This is a genomic window from Enterobacter sp. 50588862, from assembly GCF_001462935.1.
Lineage (GTDB): Bacteria > Pseudomonadota > Gammaproteobacteria > Enterobacterales > Enterobacteriaceae > Enterobacter > Enterobacter bugandensis.
Window position 1 is genome coordinate 285,442 of sequence record NZ_LNHM01000021.1, and the last position, 16,043, is coordinate 301,484.

General features: G+C 58.1%; 14 protein-coding genes. 7 read left to right on the forward strand and 7 right to left on the reverse strand.

From position 1 onward, the window contains the following. Window positions 1–20 precede the first annotated feature (20 nt). Both APT89_RS09240 and APT89_RS09245 read left to right on the forward strand, forming a co-directional pair. A complete protein-coding gene (locus tag APT89_RS09240; protein ID WP_041908117.1) occupies window positions 21–1,286 on the forward strand; it encodes an oligosaccharide MFS transporter in 1,266 nt (421 codons plus the stop codon). Window positions 1,287–1,303: 17 nt separating this feature from the next. Continuing rightward, window positions 1,304–2,491 (forward strand): glycoside hydrolase family 88 protein, encoded by a 1,188-nt coding sequence (locus APT89_RS09245; protein ID WP_041908119.1) that lies wholly within the window; start codon window positions 1,304–1,306, stop codon window positions 2,489–2,491. Between the two features lie 32 nt (window positions 2,492–2,523). Here the strand turns inward: APT89_RS09245 and lysM are convergent, their stop codons facing one another. From lysM to qseB, 5 genes are all read right to left on the reverse strand, one after another. Next, window positions 2,524–2,964 (reverse strand): peptidoglycan-binding protein LysM, encoded by a 441-nt coding sequence (lysM, locus tag APT89_RS09250; protein ID WP_028014428.1) that lies wholly within the window; start codon window positions 2,962–2,964, stop codon window positions 2,524–2,526. Between the two features lie 85 nt (window positions 2,965–3,049). Then, entirely contained in the window at window positions 3,050–3,364 is a 315-nt protein-coding gene (locus tag APT89_RS09255) for a putative quinol monooxygenase (protein WP_008502984.1), read from the reverse strand. Between the two features lie 31 nt (window positions 3,365–3,395). Continuing rightward, window positions 3,396–3,977, reverse strand: a complete 582-nt coding sequence (locus APT89_RS09260; RefSeq protein ID WP_041908121.1) for an NAD(P)H-dependent oxidoreductase — start codon at window positions 3,975–3,977, stop codon at window positions 3,396–3,398. A 105-nt stretch (window positions 3,978–4,082) separates the two neighbouring features. Further along, window positions 4,083–5,420, reverse strand: a complete 1,338-nt coding sequence (gene qseC / locus APT89_RS09265; protein WP_060572131.1) for a quorum sensing histidine kinase QseC — start codon at window positions 5,418–5,420, stop codon at window positions 4,083–4,085. Further along, window positions 5,417–6,076: a quorum sensing response regulator transcription factor QseB gene (gene qseB / locus APT89_RS09270; RefSeq protein ID WP_045631558.1), complete on the reverse strand. Its 660-nt coding sequence runs from the start codon at window positions 6,074–6,076 to the stop codon at window positions 5,417–5,419. The genes qseC and qseB overlap by 4 nt, the downstream gene beginning before the upstream one ends. A gap of 139 nt (window positions 6,077–6,215) precedes the next feature. Here qseB and APT89_RS09275 point away from each other — a divergent pair, with 139 nt between their 5' ends. From APT89_RS09275 to APT89_RS09295, 5 genes are all read left to right on the forward strand, one after another. Next, complete coding sequence (locus APT89_RS09275; RefSeq protein ID WP_023309189.1) at window positions 6,216–6,617, forward strand: YgiW/YdeI family stress tolerance OB fold protein; 402 nt, start codon at window positions 6,216–6,218, stop codon at window positions 6,615–6,617. A 118-nt stretch (window positions 6,618–6,735) separates the two neighbouring features. Further along, window positions 6,736–8,994: a DNA topoisomerase IV subunit A gene (gene parC, locus APT89_RS09280; RefSeq protein WP_060572132.1), complete on the forward strand. Its 2,259-nt coding sequence runs from the start codon at window positions 6,736–6,738 to the stop codon at window positions 8,992–8,994. A 162-nt stretch (window positions 8,995–9,156) separates the two neighbouring features. Beyond that, window positions 9,157–9,894 carry a 1-acylglycerol-3-phosphate O-acyltransferase gene (gene plsC / locus APT89_RS09285; RefSeq protein WP_028014424.1) on the forward strand — a complete coding sequence of 246 codons (738 nt, stop codon included), beginning with the start codon at window positions 9,157–9,159 and terminating at the stop codon, window positions 9,892–9,894. A 58-nt stretch (window positions 9,895–9,952) separates the two neighbouring features. Next, window positions 9,953–11,365, forward strand: a complete 1,413-nt coding sequence (gene ftsP, locus APT89_RS09290; protein WP_060572133.1) for a cell division protein FtsP — start codon at window positions 9,953–9,955, stop codon at window positions 11,363–11,365. Window positions 11,366–11,496: 131 nt separating this feature from the next. Continuing rightward, a complete protein-coding gene (locus APT89_RS09295; protein WP_047364585.1) occupies window positions 11,497–13,668 on the forward strand; it encodes a YgiQ family radical SAM protein in 2,172 nt (723 codons plus the stop codon). An 83-nt stretch (window positions 13,669–13,751) separates the two neighbouring features. Here APT89_RS09295 and dkgA read toward each other — a convergent pair whose 3' ends face one another. Beyond that, a complete protein-coding gene (gene dkgA, locus APT89_RS09300; RefSeq protein ID WP_021242117.1) occupies window positions 13,752–14,579 on the reverse strand; it encodes a 2,5-didehydrogluconate reductase DkgA in 828 nt (275 codons plus the stop codon). Window positions 14,580–14,684: 105 nt separating this feature from the next. Then, window positions 14,685–15,848, reverse strand: coding sequence for an alcohol dehydrogenase (gene yqhD / locus APT89_RS09305; RefSeq protein WP_060572139.1), 1,164 nt, complete (start codon window positions 15,846–15,848; stop codon window positions 14,685–14,687). Window positions 15,849–16,043 lie beyond the last annotated feature (195 nt).

Consider the following 16,043-nt stretch of genomic DNA (forward strand, 5'->3'; position numbering starts at 1 on the left):
TACACCTCGGCGAGGATGGTATGAAAAATACATCGACAACCAACAGAACCGAATATTACAAAATCAGCAGCTTTATTTTTCTCTATTTCTTTACCTGGTCCGCGAGTATTGGCCTGCTGGCGATCTGGCTGGGTCAAAAAGCGAATCTCAGCGGGACGGTAATTGGAACCGTGTTCGCGGTGAACGGAATATTTTCCGTTATTCTCAAACCCATCTACGGCTATATTCTCGATAAAATCGGCATGAGCAAATACCTGCTCTATTTTGTGGTCGCCATGTCGGCCCTGATGGCGCCATTTTTTATTTACGTCTATCAACCGCTGTTAATGTCCAGCACCTTGCTGGGGATTATTATCGGCGCACTCTATTTAAGCTTTGCCTGGTATGCGGGCGTGGCGGCGTGTGAATCCTATTCCGACCGCTTCAGCCGCTTAAACGGCATGGAGTTCGGGCAAATTCGTATGTGGGGCTCGCTCGGCTGGGCGGTGGCATCGTCCTTCTCCGGCCTGCTGTTCAACCTCTCACCGACCTATAACTTCATTATGGGCAGCGTGGCGTCGATAGTGATGCTGGTTGTCCTGCTCAGCCTGAAAGTGAACACTAACTCCGTTCATGCCGATGCGGTACTGACCAAAGAGAAAATTGCCCCCGCAGATGTGTATGCCCTGCTGCGTAACCGTAAATTCTGGGCTTTTTGCCTGTACGTGGCGGGCGTGGCGTGGATGATGTTTATCGCCGAGCAGCAGTTCTCGCGCTATTTCGTTACCTTCTTTGACGATATTCATGAGGGCAACGCGGTGTTTGGCTATCTCGGCACCGTGCAGTCGGGCATAGAATTCGTCATGTATATGGTTGTCCCGCTGTTCGTTAACTTTATTGGCGCCAGGCGCGGGCTATTAATTGTCGGGCTGATCGTCGGGGCGCGTTTGATTATTTCCGGGATGTGCGACTCGCATCTGTTAATTTCCGTGCTCAAGCCGCTATACGGTATAGAAATTTGCCTGCTGCTGGTGTCGGTCTTTAAATATATTGCGGAGCATTTCGACAAGCGCGTGAACGCCACCATGTATTTACTGGGCTATCAGGCGATGCTGTACGTGGGGAACGTGGTGGTTTCCTCGCCTGCCGGATATATGTATGACCGCATCGGCTTTGAACAGACCTATATCATCATGGGGGCGACGGCGCTGATCTTTACCTTTATTTCTGCCTTTACGTTATCCGCCTGCCAGAGCAAATGGCGCGGCCCCCGCCCGCTGAACGTAGCAGAACCTTCATCACGCTGACCACAAGGAACCGAAATATGTTAAGTCGTATCAGAGAGGAACGCCTGTCTGCCATTCCTGCTCCCGTAGACTCGCGCCTGTTTAGCGATGAACTGATCTCTGCGCGTAGCCACGTCCTCGAGCTGATTAGCCGTCATTTAACGGCATTCGGAGAGCAGTTCCCGGCGGAAACATGCCGGAACGGTTATTACCCGCTGACCGACAACGTAGAGTGGACAACCAGCTTCTGGACCGGCCAGCTGTGGCTGGCGTGGGAGATGAGCGGCGAGGAGAAATTCCGCTCGATGGCGGAAAAACACGTGCGCTCCTTCGGCCTGCGCATCGCCGGGCGCAGCGACACCAACACTCACGATCTGGGCTTCCTGTACACGCTCTCCTGCGTGGCGGCCTGGAGACTTACCGGCAGCCGCGAGGCGCGCGGTTTCTCCCTGCTGGCGGCTGAAGCCCTGCTGGAGCGCTTTCATGAGAAGGCGAAAATCATTCAGGCGTGGGGCGATCTTTCAGACCCGGAGCAGGCCGGACGGATGATCATCGACTGCAACATGAACCTGCCGCTGCTCTACTGGGCGACGGAGCAGACGGGGGATCCGCGCTTTGCTGACGCCGCAAAAGCGCACGTCATGCAGGCGGCAAACTATCTCATCCGCGACGATGCCTCCACGTTCCACACCTACTATATGGACGTGGTAACCGGCGCGCCGCGCTACGGCAATACCCAGCAGGGCTATGCCGATGACTCCTGCTGGTCGCGCGGGCAGGCGTGGGGGATTTACGGCTTCCTGCTGAGCTATATCTATACCGGCGACGAGACGATGATCGCCCTGTCGAAGCGGCTGGCGAACTACTTTCTCAACCGCCTCCCGGAAGACTACGTCTGCCACTGGGATCTGGCGCTGGTGGGGACCGACGCGCTGCGCGATTCGTCCTCGGCGGCGATTGCGGTGTGCGGGCTGCTGGAGCTGGTGAAGCACCTGCCCGTGACGGATCCGGACCGGGAGCGGTATCTGGAGTGGGCCAAAGGCATTATGTCGTCACTGACGAAGCACTACCTGATGGGCAAAGAGGAGAAGGGTACCGGGCTGCTGAAACACTCGGTCTATCACCTGGCGAGCAACAAAGGGGTGGACGAGTGTGCGAGCTGGGGAGATTACTTCTACGTGGAGGCGCTGGTGCGCTTTACGCAGAGCTGGAAACTGTACTGGTAAAAACGGTCGGGGGGCGACCCCCGACTCGCGGATCACGCTTTAGGAATACGCAGCGTCTGGCCGGGATAGATTTTATCCGGGCTGGAGAGCATCGGGCGGTTAGCCTCAAAAATCTTGTTGTACTGGTTGGCATCGCCGTACACGGTTTTGGAGATAGCGCTCAGGGTGTCGCCGGATTTTACCGTGTAGTAGGTGGCTTCATCTTTGGCATCGGTCGTGGTGATGTTGTTCTCCACCTCGCTGACGCCCGCGATGTTGCCGACGGCGACCTGGATTTTTTCTTTCTGCTCCTGGGTCAGCCCGTCACCCGTCACGCTGGCCTTGCCGTCGGTAACGTTAACCTGAACTTTGTCTGAACCGGGAATGTTGAGTTTCTTGAGGTGCTCGGTGATTTTGTCGCTCTGACCTTTGTGGTCGGTCAGGTTATCCCATAGCTTTTCGCCTGCTTCTTTCACGAAGTTAAAAAGACCCATTCCATCCTCCTGTTAATCATGAAGTCAGAATAAGCATAGCAGGTCAGAGAGAATTCCCTCCCCGGAAGGAGAGGGAAGGCAGGTTTTAAACCCCTTGCTCCAGAATACGGATGTGGGTCTCCAGCACGTCACCCTTCACCGCATCGCTCCACGCTTTCATGTGCGCGGTCTGCAGGTGTGCTTCAAGGTGCGCGACGGTTTCCCACTGCTCAACCATGATAATGGAGTCTGGCGCAGTGGCCTGGAAGCTTGCGTCGGTAGCGGCGTCCACCATCGGCGCGTAGCCGTGGCAGCCTTCTTCTTTCAGTACGGTTGGGATGATTTTCGCGAACTGATCCAGCACCGCCTGGCGGTGATGTTGACCTGGACGAGTACGGATTTCTGCGATTACTGTAAGCATGGTTACTACTCCTTTAATTCCAGGCTACCAGTTAAGCAAAAATTTTCGCGAGATGCTTGCGATATTCTGCGATATAGCTCGGGACGTCAGGCATTTTAATCACGTCGTTGACGATAAAGGTCGGCAGCGGATCCATTCCCAGGAACTGGTTCGCCTTGTGGAACGGCAGATACGCGCCGTCTACGCCCACGCCTTCGAAGAACTGATCTTTTTCGGTGAAGGCTTCCAGAGGGGCGTTCCAGGTCAGGGAGAGCATATATTTTTTGCCCTGAATCAGGCCGCCGGAGCCGTATTTTTTAGAGGCATCTGAGCGGGTGCGTCCGTCGCTGGCATACAGCGAACCGTGACCTTCGGTGAAGACGTCGTCCATGTATTTTTTCACGGTCCACGGCGCGCCCATCCACCAGCCCGGCATCTGCCAGACAACCACATCGGCCCACAGGAAGTTCTGCACTTCGGCCTTCACGTCATAGTTGCTGTCCGCGCGCACGACCTTAACATCATGCCCGGCGTCGCGCAGGAAACCGTCCGCGACCTCGGTCAGGGTGTCATTCAGCTGGCCTTTAGAGTGCGCGAACTCTTTCGCGCCGTTGATAATCAGAATATTGCTCATTATTTGTCCTCGGTCATGAGAGTATGCCGGGTATTCTACGCGCGAGGACGGAGCGGAAAAATAAGCAAAATGTGCAAAGTCTTTTGCGCTAAATGCAATAATCCCTTACCAGTTAACCTTTACTTCAAAGCCGCCTTCTGGCGCATTGCCCAGCGAGACGCGCATGCCGTGTAGCGCGGCAATGCGTTTCACAATGGATAGCCCCAGCCCGCTGCCCGTGGCGTCCTGACCCGGTGGACGATAAAAGCGCTCGCCGAGACGCGCCAGCGCATCGGGCGAAATGCCCGGGCCATTGTCGCGCACGGTAACGCTACGGGTGTTCAGCGTCACGTCTACCACGCTGCCGCGCGGGCTGTAGCGGGTGGCGTTATCCAGCAGGTTGCGCGCCATCAGGCTCAGAAGCAGTTGCTGACCCGTGCGGGTCACCTCCGGCGCGTTGATGTGCAGGCGAATATCAATACCCGCCTGCTGTGCCGAAGGATAAATATCCATTACCGCAGACTGCAGCAGATCAGCCATCGCTATCTGTTCTACGCCGTCCAGGCTGTCCAGCGAGTCCAGGCGCGACAGGGTGAGGAGCTGATCCACCAGCCGGGAGGCGCGGTCAATACCCGCGTGCAGTTGCGCCAGCGCTTTTTCCTGCGCCTGCGGATCGTCCTGAGAAAGCTGCGCCACGTCGGTTTGCACCTTCAGCGCCGCCAGCGGGCTGCGCAGCTCGTGGGCGGCGTCGGAGGTAAAGCGGCGCTCGCGGGTCATCATCTCCTGGGTACGGGTAAAAAGATGGTTCAGCGAGTCGAGCAGGGGGCGCACTTCTGCCGGCACGCCCTGAGTGGGCAGGGCGTCGGTGGCGTCCGGCGAGCGGGAACGCAGTGTCTGGGCCAGCTTTTTCAGGGGCTTCAGCTCCCGGCTCAGCAGGACGATCAGCAACAGTAGCATCACCGGCAGCGCCACCAGCCACGGCGTCAGCTGCGAGCTGACCACGTCCAGCGCCATATCCTGCCGGTACTCCCACTCCTGGCCGACAACGACACGGTATTTTCCGTCTGGCGACGTCAGCCATAAAAAGCGCCATTCATCGTTGTCATCCTGAAGCCGTCCGTCATCAAAGCCGTCACGACGATAGTGATACGGGATATCGCGCCCGTTTTCGCCGTCGTTAAGGATCATCGTGCCGTCTGAAGCGTAAATAGCGAAGGCCAGCGCGTCATCGTCCAGATGCCCGTGTTTGGCCTTTTTCGGCACCTCGCGCATGCGCTCCGGCGCGCGGATCTCGTCCAGATCCATCGTCAGCAGCCGTTTGGCAAACAGCATCTGCTGGGTGTCGAACAGCTTATCGAGCTTGTGGGTGGTCTGCTGCCACGCCACCAGGCTGGCGGCAAACCAGGCCGTCAGAGACAGCGCTAAAAAGAGGAGCGTCAGGCGCAGCTTCAGGCTCAGCTTCATGCGTCACCCAGGGTGTAGCCGATGCCGTGCACGGTGCGGATAAACTCGCTCCCGAGCTTGCGGCGTAAATGATGGACATGGACTTCGACGGCGTTGCTGGAGACGTCATCGTCCCAGGTATAAAGCTTTTCCTCGATCAGCTTGCGCGGCAGCACCCGGCCCGCGTTGCGCATCAGCAGCTCCAGCAGGGCGAACTCTTTGGGTTTAAGCGTCAGCGTTTCGCCCTCCAGCGTGGCGACGAGGCTTGCCGGATCGAGCGTCACCTTGCCGTGGCGCAGCTCGCTGCGGGTCTGACCGTGGCTGCGGCGCACCAGTGCTTCCAGACGGGCGGCCACTTCTATCAGCGCGAACGGCTTACAGAGATAATCGTCCGCACCGAGGCGCAGCCCTTCAACGCGCTGGTTCAGCGCATCCCGCGCGGTCAGGATCAGTACCGGCTCGCGCTTACCGCTTTCGCGCCAGGCGCGCAGGATCTCCAGACCGTCAATTCCCGGTAGGGTCAGGTCAAGCACCACGGCATCATAGGGCGCTGAGGCGAGCGCGGCCTGCCCGGTTTTCCCGTCGGTAAACCAGTCCACGCTAAAGCCCAGTTTGCTTAAGCCTGCTTTGATGCCATCGCCGATTAACCTGTCGTCTTCTACCAGTAAAATGCGCATGTTCCCTCCTTGATGCCGTCAGTAAACCCTCTGCAAGCGCCTGCTGTACAGTAAAAATAAATAAATTTTCCCCTTAAGAAGTTGTTAAGGTTTACCCTGTTTAATGGATTGCGAAACGACATTAAAGGGAGAGATGAAGATGAAAAAATTCGCTGCAATTGCTGCCATCATGATGATGACCACCGCGCCGGTCTTTGCCGCACAGGGCGGCTTTACTGGCCCATCTGCGACACAGACCCAGACGCAAACCCAGCAGGGCGGTTTTGTCGATAACAACGCCAACCTCACCACCGCGGCTAAAGTGAAAGATCTGAAGGACGATGCCTGGGTGAAGCTGCGCGGGAACATTACCGAGCGCCTGTCCGATGACCGCTACACCTTCCGCGACGAGTCCGGCACGGTGGTGGTTGAGATTGACCACAAGCGCTGGAACGGCGTGACCGTCACCCCGCAGGATAAAGTAGAGCTGCAGGGTAAAGTCGACAAAGACTGGAACGAGTTTGAAATCGACGTGAAGCAGGTTATCAAGCTGAACAAATAACCCGAAAAGGGCCGCTTATGCGGCCCTTTTTCTTTGTGACTCAATTCGTCAGATGAGGTAGTATCTGCGGCAATATTGCCTGAAACCCTTCGGTTTCTGAGTTGAGGAATCACACGTAATGAGCGATATGGCAGAGCGCCTCGCGCTACATGAATTCACGGAAAACGCCTACCTGAACTACTCCATGTACGTCATCATGGACAGGGCGTTGCCGTTTATCGGGGATGGCCTGAAGCCCGTTCAGCGCCGCATCGTCTATGCGATGTCCGAACTGGGGCTGAACGCCACCGCCAAGTTCAAGAAATCCGCCCGTACTGTGGGTGACGTACTGGGTAAATACCATCCGCACGGCGACAGCGCCTGCTATGAAGCGATGGTGCTGATGGCCCAGCCGTTCTCTTACCGATATCCGCTGGTGGACGGGCAGGGGAACTGGGGTGCGCCGGACGATCCGAAATCCTTCGCAGCGATGCGTTATACCGAATCCCGCCTGTCCAAATACGCCGAAGTGCTGCTGGGCGAGCTGGGTCAGGGAACCGTTGACTGGGTGCCAAACTTCGACGGTACGCTGCAGGAGCCGAAGATGCTGCCTGCGCGTCTGCCGAACATCCTGCTGAACGGCACCACCGGTATTGCCGTAGGCATGGCGACGGACATTCCGCCGCACAACCTGCGTGAAGTGGCGAAAGCCGCCATCACCCTGATCGAGCAGCCAAAAACCTCGCTGGACGAGCTGCTGGATATCGTGCAGGGGCCGGATTACCCGACCGAAGCCGAGATCATCACCTCGCGTGCAGAAATCCGCAAGATCTACCAGAACGGTCGCGGCTCCGTGCGCATGCGCGCGGTGTGGAATAAAGAGGACGGCGCCGTGGTGATCACCGCGCTGCCGCACCAGGTTTCCGGTGCCAAAGTGCTGGAGCAGATCGCCGCCCAGATGCGCAATAAAAAGCTGCCGATGGTGGACGATCTGCGCGACGAATCCGACCACGAGAACCCGACTCGTCTGGTGATCGTGCCGCGCTCTAACCGCGTGGACATGGAGCAGGTGATGAACCACCTGTTCGCTACTACCGATCTGGAAAAAAGCTACCGCATCAACCTGAATATGATTGGTCTGGACGGTCGTCCGGCGGTGAAAAACCTGCTGGAGATCCTCAGCGAGTGGCTGACGTTCCGCCGCGATACGGTGCGCCGTCGTCTGAACCATCGTCTGGAGAAAGTGCTTAAGCGCCTGCATATCCTCGAAGGTTTGCTGGTGGCATTCCTCAATATCGATGAAGTGATTGAGATCATCCGTACCGAGGACGAGCCGAAGCCCGCGCTGATGTCGCGCTTTGGCATCAGCGAAACCCAGGCCGAAGCGATCCTCGAACTGAAGCTGCGCCATCTCGCTAAGCTGGAAGAGATGAAGATCCGTGGCGAGCAAAGCGAGCTGGAAAAAGAGCGCGATCAGCTGCAGGCGATCCTCGCCTCCGAGCGCAAGATGAACACCTTGCTGAAGAAAGAGCTGCAGGCAGATGCCGATGCCTTCGGCGACGACCGTCGTTCTCCGCTGCACGAGCGCGAAGAAGCGAAGGCGATGAACGAGCACGACATGCAGCCGTCCGAGCCGGTGACCATTGTACTGTCGCAGAGCGGCTGGGTGCGCAGCGCCAAAGGCCACGATATCGACGCGCCGGGTCTGAGCTACAAAGCGGGCGATAGCTTTAAAGCGGCGGTGAAAGGCAAGAGCAACCAGCCGGTGGCGTTTATCGACTCCACGGGCCGCAGCTACGCCATTGACCCGATTACGCTGCCTTCCGCGCGCGGCCAGGGCGAACCGCTGACCGGTAAGCTGACGCTGCCGCCGGGCGCAACGGTTGACCACATGCTGATGGAGGCCGACGACCAGAAGCTGCTGATGGCGTCCGATGCGGGCTACGGCTTTATCTGTACCTTTAACGACCTCGTGTCGCGTAACCGTGCCGGTAAAGCGCTGATCAGCCTGCCGGACAATGCCCGCGTGATGACACCGCTGGTGATTGAGAACGAGAGCGACATGCTGCTGGCGATCACCTCTGCCGGACGCATGCTGATGTTCCCGGTCAGCGACCTGCCGGAGCTGTCGAAAGGTAAGGGCAACAAGATCATCAACATCTCGTCGGCGGAAGCCGCGAAAGGTGAAGATGGCCTGGCGCACCTCTTCCTGCTGCCGCCGCAGAGCACGCTGACCATCCACGTTGGCAAGCGTAAAATCAAGCTTCGCCCGGAAGAGCTGCAGAAAGTGGTGGGCGAGCGCGGTCGCCGCGGTTCGCTGATGCGCGGCCTGCAGCGTATCGACCGCGTGGAGATTGATTCGCCTGCGCGCAGCAGTGCGGGCGACAGCGAAGAGTAATGTCATGACACCCCCTCTGTCCGGAGGGGGTATTTCAATAAAATTTCCCGTAAAATCGTTGTTAATTCGTGCGTTGCGATTAACAATACGCGCTCGTAATAAAGTCCTTACCTGGCCACAGGTGAAGTATAATTGTCAGCTGTCAGGGCTTCAGAGGTCGCTATGCTATACATTGTTCGTCTCATTCTTACCGTTATTTACTGCATTCTGGTCTGTATTTTCGGCTCTATTTACTGCCTGTTCAGCCCGCGTAATCCGAAGCATGTTGCCACCTTTGGCCATATGTTCGGTCGCCTTGCGCCGCTGTTTGGTCTGAAGGTTGAAAAACGCCTGCCTGAAGGAGCGGAGAACTTCGGTAACGCCATCTATATCGCCAATCATCAGAACAACTACGATATGGTGACGGCCTCCAATATTGTTCTGCCTCCGACCGTGACGGTGGGGAAAAAAAGCCTGCTGTGGATCCCGTTTTTTGGTCAGCTGTACTGGCTGACCGGTAACCTGCTGATCGACCGTAACAACCGTGCAAAAGCGCACGGCACGATTGCAGAAGTGGTGAATCATTTTAAAAAGCGCCGGATCTCAATCTGGATGTTCCCGGAAGGAACGCGTAGCCGCGGCCGCGGCCTGCTGCCGTTCAAAACCGGCGCGTTTCATGCCGCAATTGCGGCAGGTGTTCCAATTATTCCCGTGTGCGTTTCCAATACTTCTAATAAGATTAATCTTAACCGCCTGAATAATGGTCTGGTGATTGTCGAAATGCTGCCACCCGTCGATACCAGCAAATACGGTAAAGACCAGGTGCGCGAACTGGCAGCACACTGCCGCGAGCTAATGGCTCAGCATATTGCGCTGCTGGATAAAGAAGTCGCAGAAAGAGAAGCCGCCGGTAAGGTTTAATTCGGCGTTAAAGGGAAAAAGAATTCCCGCGTTGTTAGTCGTTTCAGATGGAGCTTATATGTCACTCAGTCGGCGTCAGTTTATTCAGGCTTCGGGGATTGCCCTTTGTGCGGGTGCGATGCCGCTGACAGCCAGCGCCGCCGGGCAGCAGCAGTCGCTGCCCATTCCGCCGTTGATTGAATCCCGTCGCGGGCAGCCGCTTTTCCTTACGCTTCAGCGCAGCCACTGGTCCTTTACCCAGGGCACGCGCGCGCCGGTGTGGGGCATTAACGGGCGCTACCTCGGGCCGACCATCCGCGTGTGGAACGGCGATGACGTTAAGCTCATTTACAGCAACCGTACGGCTGAAAATGTCGCCATGACCATCAGCGGCTTACAGGTTCCTGGCCCTTTGATTGGCGGCGCGGCGCGAATGATGTCCCCCAACGCCGACTGGGCGCCCGTCCTGCCGATTCGCCAGAGTGCGGCAACCCTGTGGTATCACGCCAATACCCCTAACCGTACGGCGCAGCAGGTCTATAACGGTCTGGCCGGCATGTGGCTGGTGGAAGATGAGGTCAGTAAATCTCTGCCGATCCCGAACCACTACGGCGTGGACGATTTCCCGGTCATTATTCAGGACAAACGTCTGGATAACTTCGGCACGCCGGAGTACAGCGAGCCGGGCAGCGGTGGCTTTGTCGGCGATACCTTGCTGGTTAACGGCGCGCAGAGCCCGTACGTGGAAGTGTCCCGCGGCTGGGTGCGCCTGCGCCTGCTCAACGCCTCTAATTCGCGTCGCTATCAGCTGCAGATGAGTGATGGCCGCCCGCTGCACGTGATCTCCGGCGACCAGGGCTTTTTACCCGCGCCGGTCTCCGTTAAACAGCTTGCACTGGCGCCGGGTGAACGTCGTGAAATTCTGGTGGATATGACCAACGGGGACGAAGTCTCCGTCACCTGTGGTGAAGCCGCGAGCATCGTTGACCGTATTCGCGGGTTCTTTGAGCCGTCGAGCATTCTGGTCTCCACGCTGGTGCTTACTCTGCGTCCAACCGGCCTGCTGCCGCTGGTCACCGATAGCCTGCCGATGCGCCTGCTGCCGCAGGAGATCATGAGCGGCTCGCCGGTGCGCAGCCGTGATATCAGCCTGGGCGACGATCCGGGCATCAACGGCGCGCTGTGGGATGTAAATCGCATTGATATCACCGCTCAGCAGGGAACGTGGGAGCGCTGGACGGTCCGATCAGACATGCCGCAGTCGTTCCATATTGAAGGTGTGTCATTCCTGATCCGCAACGTTAATGGTGCGATGCCGTTCCCGGAAGATCGCGGCTGGAAAGATACCGTGTGGGTGGACGGCCAGGTTGAACTGCTCGTCTACTACGGCCAGCCTTCGTGGCCGCACTTCCCGTTCCTGTTCCACAGCCAGACGCTGGAGATGATGGACAGGGGCTCGGTAGGGCAGATGCTGGTGAATCCGGCGCCGTAACGTGCTTTTCTCCCTCTCCCTGTGGGAGAGGGTTGGGGTGAGGGCAACAGCCCGCATAATACCCCTTCATTTCCCACAATGTTCCAGCGTATAATCCCCGCCCTTTTGTCTATTTTTTCTTCGGAAGCACTATGAGCGCAATTTCCCTGATCCAGCCGGATCGTGACCTCTTCTCCTGGCCCCAGTACTGGGCTGCCTGCTTTGGACCGGCGCCGTTCCTGCCGATGTCCCGGGAAGAGATGGATCAACTGGGCTGGGACAGCTGCGACATCATTCTGGTCACGGGCGATGCCTACGTTGACCACCCGAGCTTCGGCATGGCCATCTGTGGCCGCATGCTTGAGGCGCAGGGCTTCCGCGTGGGGATCATCTCCCAGCCCGACTGGAACAGTAAAGACGACTTTATGCGTCTGGGTAAACCGAACCTGTTCTTCGGCGTGACCGCCGGCAACATGGACTCGATGATCAACCGCTATACCGCCGACCGTAAGCTGCGCCATGACGACGCCTACACGCCGGATAACGTGGCGGGCAAACGTCCGGACCGCGCAACCCTCGTCTACACCCAGCGCTGCAAAGAAGCCTGGAAAGACGTGCCGGTGATCCTGGGCGGCATCGAGGCGAGCCTGCGCCGCACCGCACACTACGACTACTGGTCAGATACCGTGCGCCGCTCGGTGCTGGTGGATTCCAAGGCCGACATGCTGATTTACGGAAACGGCGAGCGTCCGCTGGTGGAAGTGGCGCACCGCCTGTCGCAGGGCGAGCCGGTGAGCAGCATCCGCGACGTGCGCAATACCGCCATTATGGTGAAAGAGGCGCTGCCGGGCTGGCGCGGGGTAGATTCCCGCATCATCGATATGCCGGGCAAAATCGACCCGATCCCACATCCGTACGGCGACGATCTGCCGTGTGCCGATAACAAACCGGTAGAGCCAAAGAAGGCGGAAGCGAAGGCGATCGTCGTGCAGCCGCCGCGCCCGAAGCCGTGGGAAAAGACCTACGTACTGCTGCCGTCCTACGAGAAGGTGAAAGCCGACAAGGTGCTCTACGCGCACGCGTCCCGTATTCTGCACCATGAAACCAACCCGGGCTGCGCCCGCGCCCTGATGCAGAAGCATGGCGAGCGCTTTATCTGGATCAACCCGCCGGCGATCCCGCTCTCCACCGAAGAGATGGACAGCGTCTTTGCGCTGCCGTACAAGCGCGTGCCGCACCCGGCCTACGGCAACGCCCGCATCCCGGCGTATGAGATGATCCGCTTCTCGATCAACATCATGCGCGGCTGCTTCGGCGGCTGCTCCTTCTGCTCCATTACCGAACACGAAGGCCGTATTATCCAGAGCCGCTCTGAGGATTCGATCATCAATGAGATCGAAGCCATCCGCGACTCCGTGCCGGGCTTTACCGGCGTGATTTCCGATCTTGGCGGCCCAACCGCCAACATGTATATGCTGCGCTGCAAATCACCGCGCGCGGAACAGACCTGTCGTCGCCTCTCCTGCGTCTACCCGAGCATTTGCGAGCACATGGATACTAACCACGAGCCGACGATCAACCTCTACCGCCGCGCGCGCGACCTGAAGGGCATCAAGAAGATCCTCATCGCGTCCGGGGTGCGTTACGACATCGCCGTGGAAGATCCTCGCTATATCAAAGAGTTGGCGACGCACCATGTGGGTGGCTATCTCAAGATTGCGCCGGAGCACACCGAAGAAGGCCCGCTGTCGAAGATGATGAAGCCGGGCATGGGCAGCTACGATCGTTTTAAACAGCTGTTCGACACCTACTCGAAGCAGGCGGGCAAAGAGCAGTATCTGATCCCGTACTTCATCTCCGCGCATCCTGGCACGCGCGATGAAGACATGGTGAACCTGGCGCTGTGGCTGAAGCAGCGTCGCTTCCGTCTGGATCAGGTGCAGAACTTCTATCCTTCACCGCTCGCCAACTCGACGACCATGTACTACACCGGCAAGAACCCGCTGAGTAAGATTGGTTATAAGAGTGAAGACGTGGTGGTGCCGAAAGGGGATAAACAGCGTCGTCTGCATAAGGCGCTGCTGCGTTACCACGATCCGGCCAACTGGCCGCTGATCCGCCAGGCGCTGGAAGAGATGGGTAAAAAACACCTGATCGGCTCGCGCCGCGACTGTCTGGTACCGGCCCCGACGCTGGAGGAGATGCGCGAAGCGCGTCGCCATAATCGCAATACGCGCCCGGCGCTGACCAAGCACACGCCGATTGTGCATCAGCGTTCGAACGGTAATTCGAGTGTGAAGAAGCCCGTGAAGCGCAAAGCGTAAATAAAAAACCCCGGCAAGCCGGGGTTTTTATGTCGACATGTAGGCCGGGTAAGGCGTAGCCGCCACCCGGCTTTTTTACGCGATTATCCGCCAAACTGATCCGGGTCCGGCCCAAGCCGCTTACCTTTATCCAGCTTCGCAATTTCACCCAGCTCGTCTTTGTCCAGTCGGAAATCCCAGACGTCGAAGTTCTCGGCAATGCGCGACGGCGTGACCGATTTCGGGATCACCACCAGGCCGTTGTCCAGATGCCAGCGAATGACGATCTGCGCCGGGGTTTTGCCGTATTTATCCGCCAGGTCGCGGATGATTTTCTGATCGAACACGCCTTCACCGCCCTGCGCCAGCGGGCTCCAGGACTCGGTCTGGATCTTGTGGGTGGCGTTCCAGGCGTGAAGCTGGCGCTGCTGCAGCAGCGGGTGCAGCTCGATCTGGTTAATCACCGGAGCGACGCCCGTTTCGTCAATCAGGCGCTGCAGGTGATGCACCTGGAAGTTACAGACGCCGATGCTTTTCACCAGCCCCTCTTTCTGCAGTTCAATCATCCCTTTCCAGGCGTCAACGTAGTGATCGATAGCCGGAACCGGCCAGTGCATCAGGTACAGATCGACGAAATCGAGCTGGAGTTTCTCCAGGCTCTCCTGCAGGGCTTCGCGGGGGCGCTTTTGATCGTCGTTCCACAGTTTAGTGGTGATGAACAGCTCATCGCGAGGGACGCCGGCGCTGGCCAGCGCGGTCCCCACGCCGTCCTCGTTTTTGTACGCGGCGGCGGTATCAATCGACCGATAGCCGACTTCGAGTGCTTTATGAATGGCGGAGACGACCTCGTCGTTACCGGCTTTCCATACACCTAGCCCCAGTTGGGGCATCACGTTGCCGTCCTGCAGCTTGATTACGGTTTGGTTTGCCATTTTTCCTCCTTCAGGTGCGCATCGCCGGAGGGGGACTCCGGCGATGGGGTGTGCATTAAGTCTGGACGAAATGTCAAAAAACGAAAGTCAGGATGCCAAAAACGCTTAGCGTGCCGCTTCGTAGATTCGACGGCTGACGTCCAGCGTAATGTCGCCGTGCTCGCCCAGTTGGGTCATGCCGTGCTCTTCAAGTTTTGCCAGCAGGGCTGGGATGGAACTGCCGTCCAGGCCGTAGCCGGACAGACGTGTTGGTACGCCCAGGCTTTCAAAGAAGTTACGGGTCGCTGCAATGGCGGCATCGATACGCGCGTCTTCAGAACCCTCGGTGATGTTCCATACGCGCTCGGCGTACTGCAGCAGCTTGGCACGCTTGGTATCCCGTTTTTCATTCCACAGGGCAGGCAGAACGACCGCCAGCGTCTGGGCATGATCCAGACCGTGCATCGCCGTCAGCTCGTGGCCCAGCATATGGGTTGCCCAGTCCTGCGGCACGCCAGCGCCGATCAGGCCGTTCAGCGCCTGCGTCGCGGCCCACATGACGTTGGCACGCACGTCGTAGTTTTCCGGCTCTTTCAGCGCTTTCGGGCCGTCTTCAATCAGCGTGAGCAGAATGCCTTCCGCGAAGCGATCCTGAATTTTGGCATTAACAGGGTAGGTCACGTACTGCTCGACGGTGTGTACAAAGGCGTCGACCACGCCGTTCGCCACCTGACGAGCGGGCAGGGTATAGGTGTAAACCGGATCCAGAATGGCAAAGACAGGCTGAACGTGTTCGTTCATAAAGGCCTGCTTGTCGCCGGTGGTTTTGCGGGAGATCACCGCGCCCTTGTTGGATTCAGAACCCGTCGCTGGCAGGGTCAATACGGATCCCATCGGGATAGCGCTTTTAATGTCGCTGCCGCGGGTTTCCAGGATGTGCCACGGATCGATGCCATCAGCGTAGTGCGCTGCCGCCGCGATGAATTTAGTGCCGTCCAGCACGGAGCCGCCGCCGACCGCCAGCAGGAAGGTGATGTTTTCTTCGCGGGCGATTTTCACCGCGTTCATCAGCGTTTCGTAAGACGGGTTTGGCTCAATGCCGCCGAACTCACGCACGTCCAGTCCGTCCAGAGCGCTGTAAACTTGATCCAGCACGCCGGTTTTTTTCACGCTGCCGCCACCGTAGGTGATCAGCACGCGGGCGTCAGCAGGGATCTGCGCGCGCAGGTCGGCGATAGCGTCTTTACCAAACAGAATGCGGGTTGGGGTGTGAAGATTAAAGTTGTTCATTGCTCGTTCCCTTTAGTGGGTGAAAAACCGCGGTGGCGCTGATGGCTACCTGATGCTGCTCATTGTGGCCGTCCGGGGCCAGGCTCTCAATGCACATTCCTGCCGATGTCTTGCCCATTTCTACAGAGCGCTGGAGAAACTTCGTAAAAATGCGCAGACTGTGAGGGTCGGAAACCGTACCCGGAGTAACGTAAA

Bases quoted from the DNA above. Each gene is read 5' to 3' on its own strand.
- APT89_RS09255 (WP_008502984.1), bottom strand. From the start codon at position 3,364: ATGCTTACAGTAATCGCAGAAATCCGTACTCGTCCAGGTCAACATCAC.
- qseC (WP_060572131.1), bottom strand. From the start codon at position 5,420: ATGAAGCTGAGCCTGAAGCTGCGCCTGACGCTCCTCTTTTTAGCGCTG.
- APT89_RS09260 (WP_041908121.1), bottom strand. From the start codon at position 3,977: ATGAGCAATATTCTGATTATCAACGGCGCGAAAGAGTTCGCGCACTCT.
- parC (WP_060572132.1), top strand. From the start codon at position 6,736: ATGAGCGATATGGCAGAGCGCCTCGCGCTACATGAATTCACGGAAAAC.
- lysM (WP_028014428.1), bottom strand. From the start codon at position 2,964: ATGGGTCTTTTTAACTTCGTGAAAGAAGCAGGCGAAAAGCTATGGGAT.
- APT89_RS09275 (WP_023309189.1), top strand. From the start codon at position 6,216: ATGAAAAAATTCGCTGCAATTGCTGCCATCATGATGATGACCACCGCG.
- ftsP (WP_060572133.1), top strand. From the start codon at position 9,953: ATGTCACTCAGTCGGCGTCAGTTTATTCAGGCTTCGGGGATTGCCCTT.
- qseB (WP_045631558.1), bottom strand. From the start codon at position 6,076: ATGCGCATTTTACTGGTAGAAGACGACAGGTTAATCGGCGATGGCATC.
- dkgA (WP_021242117.1), bottom strand. From the start codon at position 14,579: ATGGCAAACCAAACCGTAATCAAGCTGCAGGACGGCAACGTGATGCCC.
- APT89_RS09245 (WP_041908119.1), top strand. From the start codon at position 1,304: ATGTTAAGTCGTATCAGAGAGGAACGCCTGTCTGCCATTCCTGCTCCC.
- yqhD (WP_060572139.1), bottom strand. From the start codon at position 15,848: ATGAACAACTTTAATCTTCACACCCCAACCCGCATTCTGTTTGGTAAA.
- APT89_RS09240 (WP_041908117.1), top strand. From the start codon at position 21: ATGAAAAATACATCGACAACCAACAGAACCGAATATTACAAAATCAGC.
- plsC (WP_028014424.1), top strand. From the start codon at position 9,157: ATGCTATACATTGTTCGTCTCATTCTTACCGTTATTTACTGCATTCTG.
- APT89_RS09295 (WP_047364585.1), top strand. From the start codon at position 11,497: ATGAGCGCAATTTCCCTGATCCAGCCGGATCGTGACCTCTTCTCCTGG.